This window comes from Streptomyces sp. NBC_01454, assembly GCF_036227565.1.
In the GTDB taxonomy this organism is placed as follows: Bacteria; Actinomycetota; Actinomycetes; order Streptomycetales; family Streptomycetaceae; genus Streptomyces.
The window spans coordinates 104,354-124,542 of sequence record NZ_CP109461.1 but is presented as its reverse complement, the minus strand read 5'-3'; the positions used below and the strand labels follow the sequence as shown (position 1 = coordinate 124,542).

Here is a 20,189-nt window from a genome sequence, read left to right as displayed (position 1 = left end):
GACGTCGCGGGGGCCGCGCTGCCACCGTATCGGCTGCAGCAGGGAGGGCATAGGAGTTGGAACCACGTCACGGCGTCGCCGGCATCGACCCGCACAAGCACACCGCCACCATCTCTCTCGTTGATCATCGAGGCGAAGCGTGGAAGACATCTTCCTTCGGCGTCACGGCCGATGGGATCACCGAACTGCTGGGCTTCCTCAGCGACAGTGAGCTGGTGATCGACCGGATTGGTATCGAGGGATCATCGAGTCTGGGACTGCCGCTCACTCTGGCTCTGTCCGCGGCCGGCTACGACGGGCGGGAAGTGCAGCCGAACCGCACCGCCGAGCGCCGCAGGCGCCGACGCCGCGCCAAGACCGACATCGAGGACGCGGAAGCGATCGCACGGGAGACGTTGTCCGACCCGCACCTGCCGCCTGCCGGCAAGCACTCCGCACCGGACGCTGCCTGGGACGAACTCGCCGCCATCCGCGACTGGCGCTCCTCGTTGGTCCTGCAGCGGGTACGCCAGCTGACGGAAGCCGAGGCCGTCCTCGTCGCGCTGCCCATGGACGTCCGGGCCCAGCTGCCCTCCACCAGCCGTGTGCTGCCCCGGCTGGAGGCCCTGGAGGCACTGGAGGCTGCCACGGCGAAGCTGCCCGAAGTGTCCTCCGCGTCCCTGATACACATCAACCGCCTGATCGCCGCACTCGACGACATCCGCCGGTTGACCCGGCGGATCAAGGACCTCGACAAACAGGTCCCCGCTCTGCTGGCAGTTCTGGGCTGCACGCTGACCGAGATATGCGGCGTCGGCACGGTCACTGCCATGGAGCTGCTGGCCGAGATCGGAGACCCGTGCCGATTCCTTACCGATTCCCAGTTCGCCCGCTGGTGCGGTGCCGCCCCACTGGCTGTCTCCTCCGGAGAGGGCCACGGCCGGGCCCGCCGGCACCGGCTGGACCGCGGCGGTAACCGGAAGGTCAACTCCGTACTGCACATCGTGCACGTCACCCAAGTCCGCTGTCATGATCCGGCTCGTTCCTTCATGGCCAGAAAGATCAACGCAAACATACCCAAACGCTCTGCCCGTCGTGCTCACAAGCGCCAGCTCGCCAATGTGATCATCCGGCATATATGGAAGGATGCCGCCCGCCGAGGCACCCAACAGACGTCCACACCGGCAACTGCTTGACAAGAGAGCTTCGAGTCGGTCAACGCGGCGGATCCGGCGAGCGGTCAAAGCCCGCGGACACTTCCCCAACGAGCAGGCCGCGTTGAAGTGCGTCTACATGGCGATCATGTCACTCGATCCCACCGGCAAGGGCCAGGCCCGCTGGACCATGCGCTGGAAGACCGCGCTGAACGCTTTCGACTCACCTTCGACGGCCGCCTCTCAGCAGCCCGTCAGTAACCAACAACCCCATTTACACCGCTCGTTTGACAGGCCCGGACCAGAGGCCGGAACTGCCCGTTCGGGTGCACGGTGAGCCCGGCCGCGCTCGCCGCGGTACGTCAGCGATTTCACGTACGCCGATGACGTGCACATACCGGCTGGCGACGAGCGCCAGGCGCACGACTTGGTTATTCTTCTTCCTGAGCGATCCGGAAGATCCTTCACCGTGAAGGGGTCCGTACCTGCACCCCAGGTGCGGGCCCTTTCGTGTGTTCAGCTGCTGGTAGCAGCGTTGTCCGCCCTGAGAGCGGGGTGATTGCGGGCGGTCTCCAGGGTTTTCTTCACTCGCTCTGCTTCGTTGAGGACGCCTGTGGTCGCTTGGGGGAGCGTCGCCCACCGGGCCAGGGCTGCTGCCCGCCGTTCGATCAGCTTCAGCAGTTCGTGCGGGTCTTTGGGGCCGCCCCCGGCGAACTCCTGCGACAGTGCCAGCAGCTCCGTTTTCAGGTCGTCCGGCAAGGAGGCGGGAATCGGAAGCTTCTTGCCCAGCCGGCCCACCGTCTCCTCCTGCTTGGGCGGCGGAGCTGCGGAGTCGTGCTTGACGCCCTTGACGACCTTCTGCACGGCCTGCGCGGGCACCTTGGGGCCCGGCAGGAGGACCGGGAGCGGTTCGTGGCGGGCGGATGTCACCAGACCGGGCAGTTTCACCCAGCCGCTGTCGATCAGGTCCCGTGCGTGGGCGAAGGCCTCCCGCAGTCCCACTGGCTTGCCCGCCGGCCCAGGCAGCAGCGCAAGGTCATTTGCGGTGACCGGACGGCCTCCGGCCGCGGCGCAGGCCAGGTAGGCCAGCATCCGGGCCTCCACCACGGACAAGCGGGCATACGCGGCAGCCGGCTTCGGCGCAGCACTCATCGAAAACTCCTTCTGGCTGTGTGCACACAATCGTAGGCGGGCCCTCCTCCAGGCATCAGCAGGCACAACGTCCATTCGTCCTGTTCGGTATTCTCTCCCCCCCCCGGCATTCGCCGCTAACTCCGTCATGGTGCGCTGCTCGGCGCTCAGCGCGTCCCACAGACGGCCGCCGGGTCGCGCGGGGTGGAGAAGCGGAGCACCATGCGGGACTCCTCCTCGCCCTCCTCCGGCTCCGGGCCATTCCACGTTGATTCGTTCTTCTCAGAGTTCCCCTGAGGAATCGCTAGCATTGCCACGGCCCGCTAGAGGGGGCCTGGAATGTGCCACCTATCCAGGTGAAATTTGGCGCTCCCGGAATCGGCATTCACGGTGTCTTTGTGCTGGGGCCTTAGGGTCGTGTTGCAAGAGCCTGGGGTTCGGTTGTTGGCCTGGAGTGGTGTGTGAAAGGTCGGGGCATGCAGATGCGTTATTGGTACCGGCGATGGTGGCTGACCGAGCTGATGGCGTTCGGGGCCAGTGGTTTGACGATCCTGGCGCTTTACGAGGGTCTGGGCTGGAAAAAGGACTGGCAGATCCTGTGGGTTTTCCTCATCGCGGCCGTGGTGGCGATCGTGGTCGCGGAGGTACCGCATCGGAAGGTCCGGAGGGAACGCGCGGAGGGCGTCGGTGAGATGCACAAGCTTCTGGAGTACATCGGTGGCAAGACCGTGCCTGATCCCAGGGGAAGGCAGGAGGAAAACCGGGGTTCGGAAGGCTGACACGTCCGATGCAAAGGCGTGCCGGTAGCTGTTTTCCGGTCATATATGATGCACCGTCGTTGGCAAGTGGGTGATGCTGTTCGCCACCTGACCGTGTCGGGGCGCGATGCGGTAGAGACTGTGAACAGGCGTCCGGCTCCCACGTCTTTCCCCCATGGTGGGCAGCCGGACGCTCCTCAGCGGTATCGGTGGTGAACGCCGCTGTCAGTGGCCTCGATGAGCATCAGTGCCGCTCTGAACGCTGGCGGCCCGCATCCCCCAAAGGGGAGAGCGGGCCGAAGCGTGTCCCGGACCCAACTGGCGCGGGTACCTTCCGAGTAGGCGTATGACGGAAGGAGCACACCGGCTATGGCGCAGTGGAGCGATTACACGACGGGTGAGCGGATCAAGATCCTTCGGGGGAAGGAGCGGCAGACGGATTTGGCGGAACGGACTGGTCTTTCCGTGGTCATGGTCCAGAAGGCGGAGCAGGACCGGGCGTTGTCGCTGCCGACGCTGATGAAGATCGCGGATGCGCTGAACACCGATACATCGGTGGTCCTTGGCCAGCAGGAGCTGCGCCGGTCGATGGAGGGCCAGGACCGGGCCATGATGCGGGCTCTGTCGCGCGTGGTGCACGACACGGCTGCCGGCCTCGTCACGGCCGATGAGGAGTCCACGCTGCAGGAGCTGGAGAAGGTCACCGGCCTGTGCTGGGGCCTGTGCTGGAAGGGGCATTACACAGAGGCCGGCTCGCTGGTCGCGCCGCTGGTCGCCTCCGCTGCTGCACTGGTGCACGCTGCGCCGGTCGGCGCGCAGGCCCCGGCTTTGGGCGTGCTTTCGGATGCGTACCGGATCGCGGGGTATGTCGCCAATCTGACGGGTGCCCGCGACTTGGCCTATGCGGCGATCGGCCACGCGCAGGCTGTTGCCGAGCGAGCCTGTGACGACCTGCGGGGCGCCCTGGTGGCGTCCGGGCGGACGTGGGCGCACCTGCGGGATGCACGGCTTCCGGAGGCGCTGAGCCTGGCGGAGAAGGCGGCTGTGGACATCGAGCCGCGATATTCGGCGGCGACGCCGGAGCAGCTCACGGTGTACGGGTCGCACGTCAACTTCGCTGCGGTGGTGGCGTCCCGTATGGAGGACAAGGGTCGGGCGGCGGACTATCTGTCGCAGTCGCACGCCGCCGGCGCGAGGATGAGCTGCGAGTACCGGGCGCACGGGACCCTGTTCGGCCCGGTGACGGCGACGACTCAGGCTGTCGGGATCAGCGTGGCCCTGGGGCATGCCGGTAAGGCTCTCGCGCTCGCCGACTCCATCCGTGATGTCTCGGCCCTCACCGCGGCGGCGCGCAACCGGTACGCGATGGATAAGGCGCTCGCGCAGGCGGACGCGAAGATGTGGGACGCCAGTCTGGACACCTTGGACGGCGTACTGAGGGATGCCCCGGAGTGGGGCCGTCACCAGGCCCTCCCGGGGGTGATCGTGCAGAAAGTGGGGAAGGCCTCAATGGCCCGTTTGCGGCGCGTATCCGAGCTGATCGGAGTGCGGTCCGGTGCGGAGAGTTTCGCGCCCGCAACAGCGCGCACCGCGCTGTGACTAGCACCTGGCGGACGAGCGCGGGCCATTGAGTGGTCAACGGTCGTACGAGGCGGGCGAGTTCGGCAGCGGCATTTTCGCCAAGTGGTCCGCCTCCTTTCTTCATCAATACTCCGGGTGGCGGGATGGTTACCGGTATGGATTGCACCGGTACCTCCCGCCGCATCCCTGTGGCCCTCTACGTCGCCACCTCAGCCCAGGACGCGGCCGAGCTCCTGACGGACTACTGCCGCCAGTACGCCGCGGCGCGTGACTGGCACGCCGTCCAGACGGTCACGGACACCGACCGGCGAGCGCCGCTGATGGAACGCATCGGATGGGTGCGCCTGCTCGCGCTGCTGTCGCACGGATCCATCCGCGGAGTGGTCACGTACAGCCCGGCCATGGTCGCCGTCCCGGAAGGCGAGTACGAGGCGGTACGCCCCCTGATGCGTGACCGAGGCGCGTTCCTGGTCACCGCCCGTACCACCACAAACGCACCGCCGAGCCGCACCCCCGCGCAAACCGCCCGCCGACAGGCCCTCGCCGACGCCGACGCCGCCGCCGGCTACGAAGGCCGCGGAGCCGACGGGGGCAGCCTGTGATGAGCGCCCGCGCCCAGCACAGCGGAGCACCCACGGGCATCACCGGGACTGCCGCCGCGGTGCTCTACCTCTGCTGCCGCCGATACCGGCACCGTGACGATCCCGAAGAGCTTGCCCGTGTGGAGGGCGAGGAGTACGCCGAGCAGCACGGCCTCACGATCACCGACACCCTCCGCGCCCCCTACGGCGAGGGATACGACCCCACCCAGCGGCCCGGATGACAGCAGGTCGTGAAGCTGGACGAGGCCGGCGACGTCGCTTTCGTCCTGACCCGGTGGCCGGCCTGCGTCTCCCCACGGCATGAGCAGGTCTACGAGGCGGACCAAGCGCTGCGCCGGTATGGCGCTCAGGTTCGCTACACCTGGCGCTACCGGGAAGCGGGGCCCAGGCCGTGAGCGGCGCCCCCTCCCGGATCGCGGACGGTGCCCGCTCGCCGCTCTGGCTCCGCCTGCAATGATCCGAAACCGGCCCGCCGCTCGACTCGGCTGGGTGTAGGGCGGCAGACTCGAACCCGTCGGGAGGAACGCGATGAGACCCATGCGCGGGCCGTGGCCCACATCCCGCGCACAATCGACGGCATCGCCGACGCGCTGCCTTCCGCAAAGCGCGCCGCGTTCAACGCCGAGGCCCGTAGCACTGAGGCCGCAGACCTTCCCGCGTGCCTGGACAGGTGGTGGGGCACTGCCGTCCTCGAGGCCGCCGCGCCTGCCGAGGAGACAGGCCCGGGGGGAACCGTCTCGATGACGACGCTGACCCTCCGGCGCATTGCGGCCGGCGGTGCGATCGACTGGGACGAGCTCGACGCTATGCGCCGGCGCCGGGGTGCCCGGACCATCGACTGGGACGCCATCGACCGGGCCCGCGCCGCCGCCGGAGCGGCGTGAGCGGCAGCGACAAATTAGACGACGAAGAGGGCTGGCCAGTCGTTCCCTCGGAGCGCGCCGCGGCCGTCCTCAACCACACCGCGCTGCACGACGCGGACGCCTTCAGCGCGTTCTTCGCGGTCACTGTGGCGATCAGCGAGGCACACGAGATGGGCTTCCAGCCGCCCGGCGCCCGCGTCGATGGCGAGGCTGCTGGTACCTGGACCGTCGACCTCCCGTGCGGCCACGGAATGGCCCGCTACACCTATACCGGCAAGCCGCCGACGGTCCTTGATGAGGTCGTCATGCCCAACCTGGACTGACCGCTGAAGTCCCCGGCAGCGCTCTCGCTGCCGGGGACTTCGTCATGTCCGGGCGCAGCCCTCGACTCCCCCTGGCTGGCAGGGGCGCACCCGCGTGCTTGGGCTCTAGAAGGCTCGTGAAGATCTTGGGTTCTGGCCCGGCCGCATCAGCGGCAGGGCCAGACTCGTCTTGTGGCGATGGGTGAGTGGGTCGGCGAGACCGTCGGGCCGGATGTGTGGGAGACGTGCCGGGACCTGATTCCGGCCGGGAGTGTGTTCGCGTTCCTGGCCGAGCATCGTGGCGGGCTGTTTCCGGCTGAGATGTTCGTGGACATGTACCCGTCGGCGAATGGACGGCCGAGCATGCCGCCGCAGATCCTGGCCGCCGCGATCACGCTGCAGGCCCTTAACGGGCTGTCGGACTTCGAGACAGTCCAGGAACTGCGGTGCGACCTGCGGTGGAAGGCCGCATGCGGCCTGGGCCTTCACGACATGGCGTTCGATCCATCACTGCTGGCCTACTTCCGCCGCCGGCTGGCCCGTTCCGCCCGCCCGAACCGCACCTTCGAGGCCGTGCGCGAGGTCGTGAAGGCCACCGGTGTCCTCAAGGGCAAGCACCGCCGGGCGCTGGACTCCACCGTGCTGGACGACGCGGTCGCCACCCAGGACACCGTCACCCAGATCATCGCCGCCGTCCGCGCGGTGATCCGAGAGGTCCCCGGCGCCGACACGGTCGCCGCTGCCCAGTGCACCGCGCACGACTACACCGACCCGGGCAAACCGAAGATTGCCTGGAACGACGAGCAGGCCCGCGCCGAGCTGGTCGACGCGCTGGTCGGTGACGCGCTGCGGCTGCTGGGCCACCTACCCGACCAGCAGCTCGGCGAGAAGGCCGCGAACGCGGTGGGCATCCTGGCCCTGGTCGCCGACCAGGACATCGAGCCCGCCGAGGACTCCGACGGCCGCGACGGACGCTGGCGCATCACCCGGGGCACCGCCCCTGGCCGGATGGTCTCCACCGTCGATCCGGAAGCCCGGCACGTCCACAAGACCCGCAGCCACCGGCAGGACGGCTTCAAGGCCCACCTGGCCATCGAGCCCGAGACCGGCTTATACACCGCCGTCGCCCTGCGGCCCGGCTCCGGGCCCGAGCACCATGAGGCTGCCGTGGGTCTTGAGCTGCTCGCCGACGAGGACACCCCGGTGGACGCCTTCGGTGACACCGCCTACTCCACTGGCGACGCCCGCCAGGCCCTGGACCGGGCCGGGCACCGGCTGTTCCTCAAGCCCGCCCCGCTGCGGCCCGCCGTCCCCGGCGGCTTCACCCTCGATGACTTCGCCATCGACACCACAGCCGCCGTCGTGACATGCCCGGCCGGACACACCGTGGGCCTGTCCGACCCCGGCGGGCAGCACCACCAACGCAAAGCCTCCTTCGGCAACTTATGCACCGGGTGCCCCCTGCGTGAGCAGTGCACCAAAGCCAAGGCCGGACGCATCCTGACCATCCGTCCGCACCACGACCTCCAAGCGGCCGCCCGCCACCAGGCCGCCACCGATCCTGACTGGCAGGCCGACTACCGCCGCTGGAGACCACCGGTCGAACGCGCCGTCGCATGGCTCGTCCACCACGGCAACCGCCGACTCCGCTACCGCGGCACCCTCAAGAACGACGCCTGGCTCCACATCCGAGCCGCCGCCCTCAACCTCCGCCGACTGATCAACCTCGGACTCACCCGCATCGACGGCGCCTGGCACCTCGCCCCAGCCACCACATAACGAAGAGGGGCCATCCGGCCTCCGGCCGGACAGCCCCTCCCCAAGATCTTCATCGGCCTTCCGACTCGGGTAGCTGATTCGCTATCGAGTGGGGCTATAAGAGCCGCCCTCGCCCCGCAGGGTGAGGGCGACCCCGGTTACGGTTCACAGCGCACAACCGAGACTGCTATCTGCGTCTATTCAACCATTGCTTTCCTCGGCCTCAGAGAACGTGAGCCTTGGGCCGGGGGGTGGGCGGCGAGACCAGGAGTAGCGCGTACAGCAGCAACCCACCATTACACTCGCGGGTGTCGCGGAACGCGCCGTCGGCCTCGGCGGGATTAAGCAGTTCCTCGACCTCGGCGGACAGAGTGGCCGTCTCGACCGGCCCTGTGCGATCAGCAACCATGCGATCAGCTCCTTTGAAGAATGGGTTACCAGATTCACATCAGCACAAATCGTCTGCAAGGTGAAAGATCGCCCATTAGTTGATTCGTGTGACCGTACGCCTGCCCAGCAGGAGAGTCCCTCTCTCGACCTACGCTGCGGAAATATCATTTTGGCGGCCATTTCGTCCCCCACCGGCGAGGATGCGCAAGTGGGGGACATGGGGTGGCGAGGTCGGGCCGACGAGGGCCGGGGGGATGGACTCGCCCGGCGTCACCCTCCATCTTGGACTCCGGCGTGAACGAGCGGCGAGGGCGAGGCTTCTTCTTCCCCATGCTCTCCATGATGGACATCCTCCCGGGGCTGAACCCCTGATCTCGGATGTCCGTCAAAGCGGACCAAGCACCACCGAAAGTGAGATAGGGCCGTTAGCTTGACACCCGCGTCAGCTGATGATGCAGGGGGTGAGGGTGTTGGAGGAGGTGAGGAATCCTCCGGGGACGGGGGTGGTGGCGGTGTAGCCGGAGGCGAGTTGGAAGACGGTGAGGTGGGCGAGGCAGGTGGCGTTGCCGAAGGTGTCGGCGACGGCGGTGCACAGGACGGGTCCGCTGGGTCCGTCGGAGTGGAAGGTGACGGTTGATCCGGGGGTGGCGCCGGTGGCGGTGAGGGTGGTGTGGGCGAAGGACCAGGGCAGCGGGGGGAAGTCCAGCGTGTAGCAGGCCGGGTGCGCCGTGAACGTACCGCCGGAGGGCTGGACGGTGACGGTGACCGGTGTGGAGGTGACGTTGGTGCAGGTGCAGGCGGTTCCGGTGGCGGTGACCGTGGCGATGAGGGTGTTGGCGCCGGGGGTGGTGAAGATGACCGGGCTGGTGGCCACCCCGGAGGCGTTGGTGAGCGCGAAGCCGATGATCGCACCGTTGCTGGTGAACGTCACCCCCGCGTTCGGCACCGGCGCCCCGTTGCAGGTGACGGTGGCGGACACGGTGGTGGGCTGGCCCACCGTGACGGTGCCCGCGGGGGGCGTGAGGGTGACAGCGCAGGTGGAGGGCGGCTGGACGGTGACGGTGACCGTGCCGGACGACGTGGTGAAGCATGCCTGTCCGCTGTAGGCGGCGTTGATGGTTCCCGATACCAGGGTGGTGGAGGTGAAGCATGCTTTGCCGGTCGCATCCACCGCAACGGTTTGGTTCAGTCCGCCGGGGCCGGTGAACACCACACTTCCGGTCGGGATGCCTGCGCCGGGGGCGGTGGCGGTGACCTGCGCGCAGACGGTCACGGACTGTCCTGGAGTGGACGGGTTCGGGGTGGCTGTCACCGTCGTGGTGGTCGCAGAGGTGGTGACGCTCAGCGGTGTGAGGGCAGACCCTGAGCCGAGGTAGTTGCTGTCGCCGCTGTAGACGGCCACCACCTGATGCACCCCGGCAATGAGCGGAGTGGTGAGCACGACGGTGGCCTGGCCCGCAGCGTTGACGGTGCCGGTCAGCGCCGGGCCGTCATCGCTGACGATGAACGTCACCGTTCCCGTCGGAACGGGAGTGCCACCGGGCGGAACTGTGGACACCTGCGCCGTCAGCGTCACCGGCTGACCGCACGGCACCGGATTCGGGCTCACCGACACCACCGTCGACGACGTCGGCTGCGCCGTGAAGGTGTAGTTCAGCGCGTTGCTCGGCCCACCGGGAGTGGTCACGGTCACCGGCACGGTGCCCAACCCCGCAGGAGCCGTCACCGTCAGCGACATACCACCCGGGCTCACCACGACGCTCGTTCCCGGCGTGGCCCCGAACAGCACCTGTGTCGCGCCGGTCAGGTCAGTGCCCGTGATGGTCACCGTATTGCCCCCTGCGGGCACTCCCTGCGCCGGACTGAGGAAGATCAGATGCGGGACCGGCGGAAACACACTCACGTTACCCGAGTTCCTGTTGGTGACGTAGATGTTGCCGTTGGGCGCCACCGCCACCGCCTCCGGCTGGGTGCCGGCGGGGAGGGTGGTGGTGACGGTGTTGGTGGCACTGTCGATCACCGTCACATTGCCCGAGGTAGCGTTGAGGACGTAGACGTTGCCGTTGGGCGCCACCGCCACCGCCCGCGGACCGGTGCCGGCAGTGAGTGTGGTGGTGACGGTGTTGGTGGCACTGTCGATCACCGTCACATTGTTCGAGCCGAAGTTGGCGACGTAGACGTTGCCGTTGGGCGCCACCGCCACCGCCCGCGGAGTGGTGCCGGCGGTGAGGGTAGCGATGACGGCGTTGGTGGCACTGTCGATCACCGTCACATTGCCCGAGTTCCTGTTGGTGACGTAGACGTTGCCGTTGGGCGCCACCGCCACCGCAGTCGGATTGGTGCCGGCGGTGAGGGTAGCGATGACGGTGTTGGTGGCACTGTTGATCACCGTCACCCTGTTCGAGGGACCCTTGGGGACGTAGACGTTGCCGTTGGGCGCCACCGCCACCGCATTCGGACCGATGCTGGCGGGGAGGGTGGTGGTGACGGTGTTGGTGGCACTGTTGATCACCGTCACATTGCCCGAGGTACCATTGGGGACGTAGACGTTGCCGTTGGGCGCCACCGCCACCGCCACCGGGCTGGTGCCGGCGGGGAGAGTGATAGCGGCGAGCAGCGCCATGTGCTGCTGCGCTCCAGCCACGCTCCCGGCGCCGAGCGCGGCCAGCCCTGCAGCTGCTTGCCCTTGGGCGAGAAGAGCGGAGATCTGCGGCGGCAGCCACAGTTGTGCGTTTGTGTTCATGGTCAGGGAGCCTCTCGATTCGCTCTGAGCGGCACTGCCCATGCGGCCGAGGCATGGACAACGCCAGATGACGTCGGCACCAGAACGCCTTGCTCCCGAAAGGGCGGCACCACACAGCACGAACGAACCGAATGATCGCATAGTGGGCTGCTCATCCAGGAGGGATGGGCAGCCCACCGGTTCACATCCATTAGGCATCTGGCACGACAGTCAACCAACCCTTCAGACGCACATTCACCCGACCGGCCCACCACCCCCGCCCGACTCTCCACAACGCAGAGCCCCACAGCACCAGAGCAAGACAGCAAAATCCCCCACCTGCACAGCCAACGAGACCGACCTTCCCTCACAGCGTAGAAACCGTGACTGCAGGGGAAGTTGGAAGTCATGGCGGACAAAAGGCGGGAATTCGACACGGAGTTCAGTGCGGGGGCTGTGCGGATCGTCACCGAGACCCGCAAGCCGATCGCGCAGGTCGCCAAGGATCTCGGTATCAACGAGACCACGTGTCCTCGTACTCGTCTGAGTGCACCACCGAGTACAGAGTTAGGCTCTGTTGCTGATCTTGTGACGTGGCCCGGTTCAGGTCCGTAGGAGGATTCGGGTGCGGAGGAGGTCGGGTTTGGCTCGGCGGTACCCGGTGCGCTTGAGGAGCTTAAAAGTTACGTGGAATCTGCCGGGGTGATCATGTCTCCCTGGTGCAACCACGGACTTGGGAGATGGCTTGAGCGGCACGACGGTGCTCACAGAGAAGTGGCCGGTGCTCGGCCGGCACGCGCAGGCGGCGGCCTGGCTGACGGTCTGGACGGATCTCGGACGTGCGCCACGCACGATCGACGCGTACGGGCGGGGACTGGCCGAATACCTGCTGATGTGCGAGCGGGAGGATGTCGATCCGGTCACCGCGAACCGTTCCCATGTCGCCGTCTACGTACGGGAGTTGAGCTCGCGGCCGCACCGCCGGGGCGCGAACGTGATCTCGATCGACTCGGGGGCGGGACTGGCGAACGCGACGATCCAGCAACGGCTCGTGCCGGTCCGCCTGTTCTACGACTTCCTCATGGAAGAGGGGCTGCGGGAATCCAACCCCGTCGGCCGCGGTCGGTACACCCCCGGCCGACGGAACGGCGGTCCGCAGCGCGGCCTGGTGCCCCGGCTGACGAAGCTGCCGTGGATTCCCGGAGAACAGCAGTGGCTCAGCGTCCTGGAGATGGCCAAGCGCGAGCCCGTACGCAACCGCGTGATGCTCGCCCTGGCCTACGACGCCGCCCTGCGCCGCGAGGAACTGTGCTCACTGCGGACCGACGACGTCGATCCGGCCCACCGCACGCTGCGCATACGGGCGGAAACAACGAAGAACCGGCTGGAGCGGGTGGTGCCCTACTCGGCACCGACCGGGATACTGCTGTCGGACTACCTCGCCCACCGCGCCCGGATCAGCCGGGCCCGAGGGCCGCTGTTCTTGTCGGAGTCGCGGCGCAATCACGCCCAGCCGCTGAGCCTGTGGACCTGGTCAAAGGTGGTCCGACGGATCGCGCTGACCTCCGGCGTCGAGCGGTTCTCCACGCATACCACCCGGCACCTGTGTCTGACCGATCTGGCCCGCATGGGCTGGGAGTTGCACGCGATCGCGTCGTTTGCCGGACACCGTCACACCGACTCCACGCTCCAGTACATCCACCTCTCCGGCCGGGACCTGGCGGAAAAGCTGGCCCGCGGCATGGACCATATTCACGCCTGGCGAATACAGATGCTCATCGCCCCGGCCGGCGCGACGGCGGAGGTGTCGCGGTGAGTGCACCGTCGCTGGTCATCGCCACTGAGGACGCCGGTGGTCGCTGGTCCTGGCCGATCGTCCCGGGCCGCTACGACACGACCGTCGCGGTCCGTCCTGTTGAGGCACGGGCCGTTCTCGAGCTCGGCGTGCGCAATCTGCGCCGGCTGCAGTACCACGACCCGGCCGCACCGGGCTGGCGCGTGATCGCACGGCTGTTGGGACCGCTCGAGGCGGTCAACGCCGCACTCGACTCGCCGCCCACCCCGCACCGCCGACGGGCCATGCTCGACGTGATCGCCCTGCTGCTGACGCACAGCGCGGAGACCGGACGGGCCTACTGGGGCTGGACCATGCAGGAATGGACCCGTCTACTCGGCCGCACCCAGGCCGAGTTCCGCCAGCACGCACCCGGCTGGGCCGGGGACGAAGTCCGCCCCTACCTCGCGGCGCACGCCTACCTGCTCGGCTCTTTCAACGAGTTCCACCGGCTCAGCAGTTTCCAACGTCTCACGCTGTCCTGGCGGATCTTCGGACGCGACCGCGTCACCAGCGAGATCACCCGCATCCGCACGGTCCTTCGCACCTGGGGCTATCAGCTGGGCCAGGACGACGACACGCTGCTGCCGGCGGTCGCCTGCCAGCTGTTTCTGCTTAATCACAGCCCGCACCTGGAAGACATGGGCACCGCGCTGTTCGACAGGGTCCGCCGCGAACGGCTGCTGGAGGGCTCCCAGCTGAACACCCTGCACGCTCTGCAGCGAGCGGTCGCCGAGCTCGGTTTCTGCGAGCCGCCCCTGCAGAGCACCGGCCGCCACTCGGTGCGGGCCACTGGCGGCGCCAAGATCTGGGAACAGTGGGCCGACCGCTGGCACGACACCTCCACCCTCACCCCGCGCGTCCGCGGCAGCATCCGCTCCACCCTCCTGCGGGTCGGCCGGTGGATTGCCGCCGAACAGCCCGACGCCGCCGATCCCACCGACTGGACCCGGCAGACCTGCGCGACCTGGATCGCGGCACTGGACCGGATGAAAGTCGGCGACTACGTCCAGCGCGCGGTCGGTCTCAAGGACCGGCTCGGCAAGCCGCTGGAGGCGCCCACCAAGGCCGGGCAGATCACCGCGCTGCGGACCTTCTTTCGGGACTGCCAGGAGTGGGAGTGGCTGCCCCGCCGGTTCGACCCACTACGCGCTCTGGCGATCCCCCGCAGCATCACCGCCCTCCTCGGCCCCGATCCACGCGTGATCGCCGACGAGGTCTGGGCGAAGCTGTTGTGGGCCGGTCTCAACCTCGATCCCGCGGATCTTCCGCAGACCCGGTCCGGGCACTTCCACCCCTTCGAACTGGTCCGCGCGGTCACGCTGACCTGGCTGTTCTCCGGCCAACGCAGCAACGAGATCGCCCGGTTGAGGCTGGGCTGCATCCGCTGGCAGCAAGACGGAGATCCCATCGCGGGCGACTCACAGCAGGTGCTGGCCCGCGATGCGGTCTGCCTGCTCGACGTCCCAACCCACAAGACCGGCACCGCCTTCACCAAGCCGGTCGACCCGATCCTCGGCCAGGCCATCGACGCCTGGCAGGCCGTCCGCCCGGACCAGCCGAAGTTCACCGACCGCCGCACCAGCGAGCACGTCGAGCTGCTGTTCGCCGTCCGGGCCCGCCGGGTCTCCACCAGCTACATCAACAACACCATCATCCCGATGCTCTGCCGCAAGGCCGGAGTCCCGGACGCCGACGTCCGCGGGAACATCACCAGCCACCGATCCCGGTCCACCATCGCCAGCCAGCTCTACAACGCCAAGGAACCGATGACGCTGTTCGAGCTGCAAGCCTGGCTCGGCCACCGATCGCCACAATCCACCCAGTACTACGCGAAGATCACCCCGAACACTCTGTCCAAGGCGTACTCCGAAGCTGGCTACTTCGAGCGGAACGTCCGCACCATCGAGGTCCTGGTCGACCGCGACGCGGTCGCCTCCGGCGCCGCCGCGACCGGCGAACCCTGGCAGCACTACGACCTCGGCCACGGCTACTGCACCTACACCTTTTTCGAGCAGTGCCAGCACCGCATGGCCTGCGCACGCTGCGACTTCTACACCCCCAAGGACTCCACAAGAGCCCAACTCCTGGAAGCCAAGGGCAACTTGCAGAAGATGGCTGTCTCGATCCCACTCACCGAGGATGAGCAAGCAGCCGTCACCGACGGCCAGACCGCGCTCGACCGCCTCCTCGACAGACTCGCCGACACCCCCACCCCCGCCGGACCAACACCCCGACAGCTCGACGTCCCGGTCGGCGCCACCCTCCTGCCGATACTCGACGTCCGCCAGGGCAAAGCACAGCAAGCTTGACAATTCTGATTCCACAGAATCGTCCTTGTGACCTGCCGGGCGTTTCCCCTTGAGCGTGGACACCCTGATCATTGGATCGTGATGATCCATAGGACAGGAGTTCCCGTTGGGGACGTCGAAGTACTCGCCTGAGTTCCGGGCCGATGCCGTCGCGCTGTATCACTCGAGCCCGGGTGGGACGTACGCGTCGGTGGCCAAGGACCTGGGCGTCAACCACGAGACGCTCCGCACGTGGGTGCGGGATGCCGAGCAGGCCGCCCGGCCCGGGGCGGTGGAGGCCACCGCGATGGAGAAGGAGAACCGGCAGCTGAGGGCGCGGGTGAAGGAACTCGAGCTCGAGCGGGAGATCCTGCGGAGGGCCGCGAAGTATTTTGCGGCGGAGACCAGTTGGTGAGCAGCCGCTTCCAGTTCGTCGAGGATCACCGTGGCGCCTTCGGCGTCAAGCGGCTGTGCCGGGTACTCGCGGTCTCGCGTTCCGGCTTCTACCGGTGGCTGGCCGGCGCATCCGCGCGGGCCAGCCGGGCGAGGGCGGATGCCGAGCTCGCCGAGCGCATCAACCGGATCCATCAGGAATCGGACGGCACCTATGGGGTTCCGCGCGTCACCGCCGAGCTGAAGGAGGCCGGGAAGCCGGTCAATCACAAGCGGGTCGAGCGCGTCATGCGCAAGTTCCACATCGTCGGGCTGCACCTGCGCAAGAAGGTCCGCACCACCATTCCCGAGCCGTCGGCGACACCGGTGCCGGACCTGCTCCAGCGGGACTTTGCTGCCCCGGTGCCGAACACCAAGTACGTGGGCGACATCACCTATCTCCCGATCGGCAACGGCCAATTCCTTTATCTGGCAACGGTGTTGGACCTGTGCTCGAAACGCCTGACGGGCTGGTCGATCGCCGACCACATGCGGACCTCGCTGGTCACCGACGCGCTCAGGGCCGCAGCGAGGGCCCGCGGCGGGGACGGCCTGCGCGGGGCGATATTTCACAGCGACAACGGGGCGCAATATGTGTCGAAGGAGTTCGCCCAGGTCTGCTCGGAGCTGGGCGTGACCAGATCGCGAGGCACGGTCGGCACAAGTGCGGACAACGCCGCCGCGGAGAGTCTGAACGCGACCATGAAGCGCGAAACGCTCCAGGGCCGCAAGCGGTGGAACGGGGCCAGTGAGGCCCGCCTCGCGGTCTTCCGCTGGGCGACCCGCTACAACACCCGCCGACGGCACTCCCGCCTCGGCCAGATCAGCCCGATCACCTACGAACAGCGATCAACTACGCTGGCCACCGCCGCATGACAACCGGTGTCCACGATCACGGGGAAGGCCCCGGTCTTTTCGACGGCCTCGCCGAGGTTGTGCCACAGATGCCAGGCGTCTGCGACCTGCACCGCTTGCGGGGCTCCGCTGCGGGTACCCTCGGCGTAAGCTCCGGCCCGGTCCCGGCAGATGATTTCCACCTCCGGATGGCTCTTCAGCCATGCGGCCAGCGGCCCGGCATCCCGGCCGGGCAGCACGTCCACCGGGCGCCGCCTCTCCAGGTCCACCAGGATCGTGGCGTACGAATCGCCCTTGCGCAGCGCGAAATCGTCGACACCGAGCACGCGGATCTCTCCCACTGGTTCTTCCGGCGCGGCGCGGACCAGGCGTAACAGCGTGTCCTTGGCTACGCGCAGGCCCAGCACACCGGCCAGGCGGGCGCCCGCGCGGCCGGCCAGCGCGAGAGCGATCGAGGTCAACTGCTCACGCACGAGTGGCGTGTAGCGGGCATGTGGGCTCGTTAACCCTGCAATCTGTTCGGCGAACGTCGCCGCCGGGCACGCCGGATTCGAGCACTTGAACCGACGCACCAGCAGCTCGATCACCACTCCGGCCCCACCGACCGCGGCGTCCGCGAGCCGTCGCATGTACCGGCCGTGCACCCGTCCCGACGCACTACCGCAGTGCGGGCAGTTCGCACCTACCGAGCGGGCCCGGGCATGCATCGTGACCACCCCGGCCACGGCCCGCTCGACCAACTCCACCACGACGCCGGCCAGATGAGGGAACAACACCTCGAAACTCCGCGAAGAACACGCGAGCCATGATCACAGCCACCACTGACACTGCCTGCGTCACAAGATCAGCGCCAGAGCCGGAATCCGTGAGCGGCCAGTACGGCCGCCACGTCATGCGTGACCTGTTCGCTGAAACGCGGGGCCGCGCCCGAGGCCGGGGCTGGGACCGGATAAGCCCGATCCCAGCCCCCGATGAAGTCCATCACTCGACCGACTCCCCGACCATCAGGGCCTTGGCGCGGTAGGCCACGCCCGAGGACACCTGGCCGTTGAAGGGATTGGCCCAGGAGTTGGCCATCACCGGCCGCACCGTGCGGCTGGCATGACACAAGTAGCACCCGAACGCTCCCGAGCAGTCAAGGCGAATCAGAGCGCCCCAGAGCGACAGATACGCGTGCGGCCCGTAGTGGCGACCCCAAAGGGGAATAACTAGCATGCCTCTGGGCAAAATGAAGCGGAGAGCGGCGGAGGGCGATGATTCACCGCACTCGGAAAGCCACCCTCTCGGCGCCAGCGAGGGTGGCTTTCCACTTGCCGCAGCAGCCAACGACAGTCGCCCAGACCAGCCCAGGGCCCAGCGATGACCACGAGCGCCGATACCTAGCCCCGCGGCGGCCGGAACGCACCAGCCGGGACCGCAGGTGGGACAGCACAGGGACCGCGGCCTGTCCGGGGCGGTTCAGCAGAGCGCCCTGGAACAAGCACGCTCGTGAGCGACCTGCCAGCGGTAGACCCAAAGTGGAGTAACTCCGCACATTCCTGGACAGAATGGAGCCAAGGCCGGTGGGCTGCGCAGATCACACCACGCCCCGAAAGCCACCCTCCCGTGGGCGTGAGGGTGGCTTTCCACTTACTGCGAGCCGGTGACAGCCGTCCAGACGGGCCCAGGGCCAGCAGCGTCGTTGCATAACCCTCACAGTGGCCGGATGTCAACGGCCTCTTGGGGCGCCCCGCTGGCGGCCTGGAGACATCCCCGCTGGTGGACGGCATGATCGCCCCACTCGCGGCCAGATGTTCTCCCCGCCTTCGGTCGGTGTGGATCAGCTGAAGGGCTTCACGCCCTTCCCGGTGGTGGCCTCGGTGAGCCGGAACGAATCACCCTGGGTGACAACGACATGAGCGTGATGCAGAAGGCGATCGACAGTCGCTGTGGCCAAGGTCTTGGGCATGATCTCGTCGAAGCCCGAGGGGTGGAGGTTGCTGCTGACCGCGATCGAGCGCCGTTCGTAGGCGGCATCGACCAAGCGGTAGAAGCCCTCGGCGGCGTCCTCGGAGACGGGCAGGAGCCCGATGTCGTCCACGATGATCAGATCTGAGCGGATGATCCTCGCGAGCGCTCGGGCGATGGAGTCGTCCGCGCGGTGGCGGCGGACCAGAGAGCCGAGGTCCTCGATGGTGAACCAGGAGACGGCCAGGCCGGCTTCGACCGCGGTCTGACCGAGGGCCTCGGTGAAGTGGCTCTTGCCCGTGCCGCTTGGCCCGCAAATACAAAAGGACTCCCGGCGGCCGACCCACTCCAGGGTCTTGAGCGCGTCCTGGGTGGCCCTGGGTATCGAGGACTCGGTCTCGCGCCAGTCGCCGAAGGTCTTGCCGGTGGGGAAGCCGGCCCGCTTGCGGCGGGTGTGCAGGTTGGCGCGGTCTCGTCCGGCGGCCTCCTCGGCGAGAAGGACGCGGACGACCTCGGCCGGGTCCCACCTCTGGGCCTTCGCGGTGGGGATGATGTCGGTCAACGACCGGCGGATGTGCGGGAGTTTGAGCCGCCTGGTGAGCTCGATGGCCTCGGCGAGGGGGTCGCCGTTGGTGCCGGGAACGGTGCGAAGAGGGGTGGCCATCAGTCGAGATCGCTTTCGTCGTACTCGGAAACGTCCGAGGCGGTGGTGGACTGGCCGAACGCGGACCAGGCGCCGGTGCCGGGCTGCAGGGAGTGGTCCTCGCTGCGGCGGTGGAGCTCGGCCGGTCCATGGACGGCCTGGTAGTCGAGGATGGACAACAGGTCCTTGTCGGCGAACCTGCCGGTGACCGCGGCGGTGCCGAGCGCGCGGTCAACTTCCGCTGCGGAGTGCAGTTTTGCCAGGGCGACGACCTCGGCCATCTTCGCCTTGATCCGCCGGACTCCGGCGGCCGCAGCCTCGATGAGCCAGCTCGCGGCGCCGGGGCCGAGGGCGAGGAACGCGGCCTCCTCGGCGCTGGTGGCCTTCGGGATGCGGTCGCCCTGCTTGTCCTCGCGGGGCGGGTAGTGAGCATCGTCCAGGACCGGAGATCCCGGCTCACCGCGGCGGTGGCGGGCGACCTCGCGGGCCGAGCCGGTCTCGCCGACTGCGGTGACGATCAGCTCGTCGCCGTGGAAACGGGCCCAGACCCGGGTGTCGATCAGCTCGTGCGGGACCGAGTAGCGCACCGCCTCGACCGAGATCGTCGCGTCCCAGCAGACCCGGCGGGTGGTGCCGAACGCTGCGGTGAACGGGCTCTTCGGCAGCGGGTGCAGCCGCTGGACTTCCTCGGCGAGCCGCTCGACGGGCTTGCGCCGAATCGCCTTGTGAATACGGGAGTTAACCTCTTCACAGAACGCCCGGCAGGCCGCCTCCAGCTCGCCGAAGGTCTGGTACTGCTCGCGCAGATTCACGTCCTTCGGCACGAGATCTGCCTTCGCGATCTTCACCGTGGACTCCGAGCCGCCCTTCGTTTCCGGATCCGCCGGCAGGCAAGTACGTATGGTCGTGCCGTAGGGGGCCTTCCCCGTGATCGTGGACACCGGTTG

General features: G+C 67.9%; 16 protein-coding genes and 2 pseudogenes. 12 read left to right on the top strand and 6 right to left on the bottom strand.

What is annotated here, in order from left to right; genetic code table 11:
* Positions 1-56: 56 nt before the first annotated feature.
* Both OIU81_RS37230 and OIU81_RS37225 read left to right on the top strand, forming a co-directional pair.
* Positions 57-1,175, top strand: coding sequence for an IS110 family transposase (locus OIU81_RS37230; RefSeq protein WP_329142673.1), 1,119 nt, complete (start codon positions 57-59; stop codon positions 1,173-1,175).
* Between the two features lie 28 nt (positions 1,176-1,203).
* A pseudogene (locus OIU81_RS37225) lies at positions 1,204-1,394 on the top strand (transposase); the annotation flags it as partial.
* A 255-nt stretch (positions 1,395-1,649) separates the two neighbouring features.
* On the opposite strand, the gene OIU81_RS37220 reads toward OIU81_RS37225, so the two are convergent.
* Positions 1,650-2,285 carry a hypothetical protein gene (locus OIU81_RS37220; RefSeq protein ID WP_329142674.1) on the bottom strand — a complete coding sequence of 212 codons (636 nt, stop codon included), beginning with the start codon at positions 2,283-2,285 and terminating at the stop codon, positions 1,650-1,652.
* Between the two features lie 455 nt (positions 2,286-2,740).
* Here OIU81_RS37220 and OIU81_RS37215 point away from each other — a divergent pair, with 455 nt between their 5' ends.
* The 7 genes from OIU81_RS37215 to OIU81_RS37185 all read left to right on the top strand — a co-directional run bounded on the left by OIU81_RS37215 (position 2,741) and on the right by OIU81_RS37185 (position 8,149).
* Positions 2,741-3,043, top strand: a complete 303-nt coding sequence (locus tag OIU81_RS37215; protein ID WP_329142675.1) for a hypothetical protein — start codon at positions 2,741-2,743, stop codon at positions 3,041-3,043.
* Between the two features lie 348 nt (positions 3,044-3,391).
* A complete protein-coding gene (locus OIU81_RS37210; protein ID WP_329142676.1) occupies positions 3,392-4,621 on the top strand; it encodes a helix-turn-helix domain-containing protein in 1,230 nt (409 codons plus the stop codon).
* Between the two features lie 137 nt (positions 4,622-4,758).
* A complete protein-coding gene (locus OIU81_RS37205; protein ID WP_329142677.1) occupies positions 4,759-5,205 on the top strand; it encodes a hypothetical protein in 447 nt (148 codons plus the stop codon).
* Entirely contained in the window at positions 5,205-5,426 is a 222-nt protein-coding gene (locus tag OIU81_RS37200; protein ID WP_329142678.1) for a hypothetical protein, read from the top strand. Before OIU81_RS37205 ends, OIU81_RS37200 begins: the two co-directional genes overlap by 1 nt.
* Before the next feature lie 519 nt (positions 5,427-5,945).
* Positions 5,946-6,089: a hypothetical protein gene (locus tag OIU81_RS37195; protein WP_329331983.1), complete on the top strand. Its 144-nt coding sequence runs from the start codon at positions 5,946-5,948 to the stop codon at positions 6,087-6,089.
* Complete coding sequence (locus OIU81_RS37190) at positions 6,086-6,391, top strand: hypothetical protein (protein WP_329142680.1); 306 nt, start codon at positions 6,086-6,088, stop codon at positions 6,389-6,391. The genes OIU81_RS37195 and OIU81_RS37190 overlap by 4 nt, the downstream gene beginning before the upstream one ends.
* A gap of 177 nt (positions 6,392-6,568) precedes the next feature.
* Entirely contained in the window at positions 6,569-8,149 is a 1,581-nt protein-coding gene (locus OIU81_RS37185) for an IS1182 family transposase (RefSeq protein WP_329142681.1), read from the top strand.
* 202 nt (positions 8,150-8,351) lie between these two features.
* Here the strand turns inward: OIU81_RS37185 and OIU81_RS37180 are convergent, their stop codons facing one another.
* Positions 8,352-8,537: a hypothetical protein gene (locus OIU81_RS37180; RefSeq protein ID WP_329142682.1), complete on the bottom strand. Its 186-nt coding sequence runs from the start codon at positions 8,535-8,537 to the stop codon at positions 8,352-8,354.
* A 423-nt stretch (positions 8,538-8,960) separates the two neighbouring features.
* Entirely contained in the window at positions 8,961-11,261 is a 2,301-nt protein-coding gene (locus tag OIU81_RS37175; RefSeq protein ID WP_329142683.1) for an Ig-like domain repeat protein, read from the bottom strand.
* Positions 11,262-11,985: 724 nt separating this feature from the next.
* On the opposite strand from OIU81_RS37175, the gene OIU81_RS37170 reads away from it, so the two are divergent.
* From OIU81_RS37170 to OIU81_RS37160, 3 genes are all read left to right on the top strand, one after another.
* Positions 11,986-13,056 carry a tyrosine-type recombinase/integrase gene (locus OIU81_RS37170; protein WP_329142684.1) on the top strand — a complete coding sequence of 357 codons (1,071 nt, stop codon included), beginning with the start codon at positions 11,986-11,988 and terminating at the stop codon, positions 13,054-13,056.
* Complete coding sequence (locus tag OIU81_RS37165) at positions 13,053-15,386, top strand: tyrosine-type recombinase/integrase (protein ID WP_329142685.1); 2,334 nt, start codon at positions 13,053-13,055, stop codon at positions 15,384-15,386. The genes OIU81_RS37170 and OIU81_RS37165 overlap by 4 nt, the downstream gene beginning before the upstream one ends.
* A 106-nt stretch (positions 15,387-15,492) precedes the next feature.
* A protein-coding gene (locus tag OIU81_RS37160) for an IS3 family transposase (RefSeq protein ID WP_329142686.1) occupies positions 15,493-16,673 on the top strand; the annotation gives its coding sequence in 2 pieces (ribosomal slippage) (positions 15,493-15,760 and positions 15,760-16,673; 1,182 coding nt in all).
* Here OIU81_RS37160 and OIU81_RS37155 read toward each other — a convergent pair.
* The 3 genes and pseudogenes from OIU81_RS37155 to OIU81_RS37145 all read right to left on the bottom strand — a co-directional run.
* The gene (locus OIU81_RS37155) at positions 16,634-17,428 is read right to left on the bottom strand and encodes an ISL3 family transposase (protein ID WP_329142687.1); all 795 of its coding nucleotides are present in this window, start codon (positions 17,426-17,428) and stop codon (positions 16,634-16,636) included. The genes OIU81_RS37160 and OIU81_RS37155 overlap by 40 nt on opposite strands.
* A 1,043-nt stretch (positions 17,429-18,471) precedes the next feature.
* The gene (gene istB / locus OIU81_RS37150; protein WP_116211604.1) at positions 18,472-19,263 is read right to left on the bottom strand and encodes an IS21-like element helper ATPase IstB; all 792 of its coding nucleotides are present in this window, start codon (positions 19,261-19,263) and stop codon (positions 18,472-18,474) included.
* Positions 19,263-20,156: pseudogene (locus tag OIU81_RS37145) on the bottom strand (Mu transposase domain-containing protein); the annotation flags it as partial. The pseudogene OIU81_RS37145 and the gene istB, both read right to left, overlap by 1 nt.
* Between the last annotated feature and the right edge of the window lie 33 nt (positions 20,157-20,189).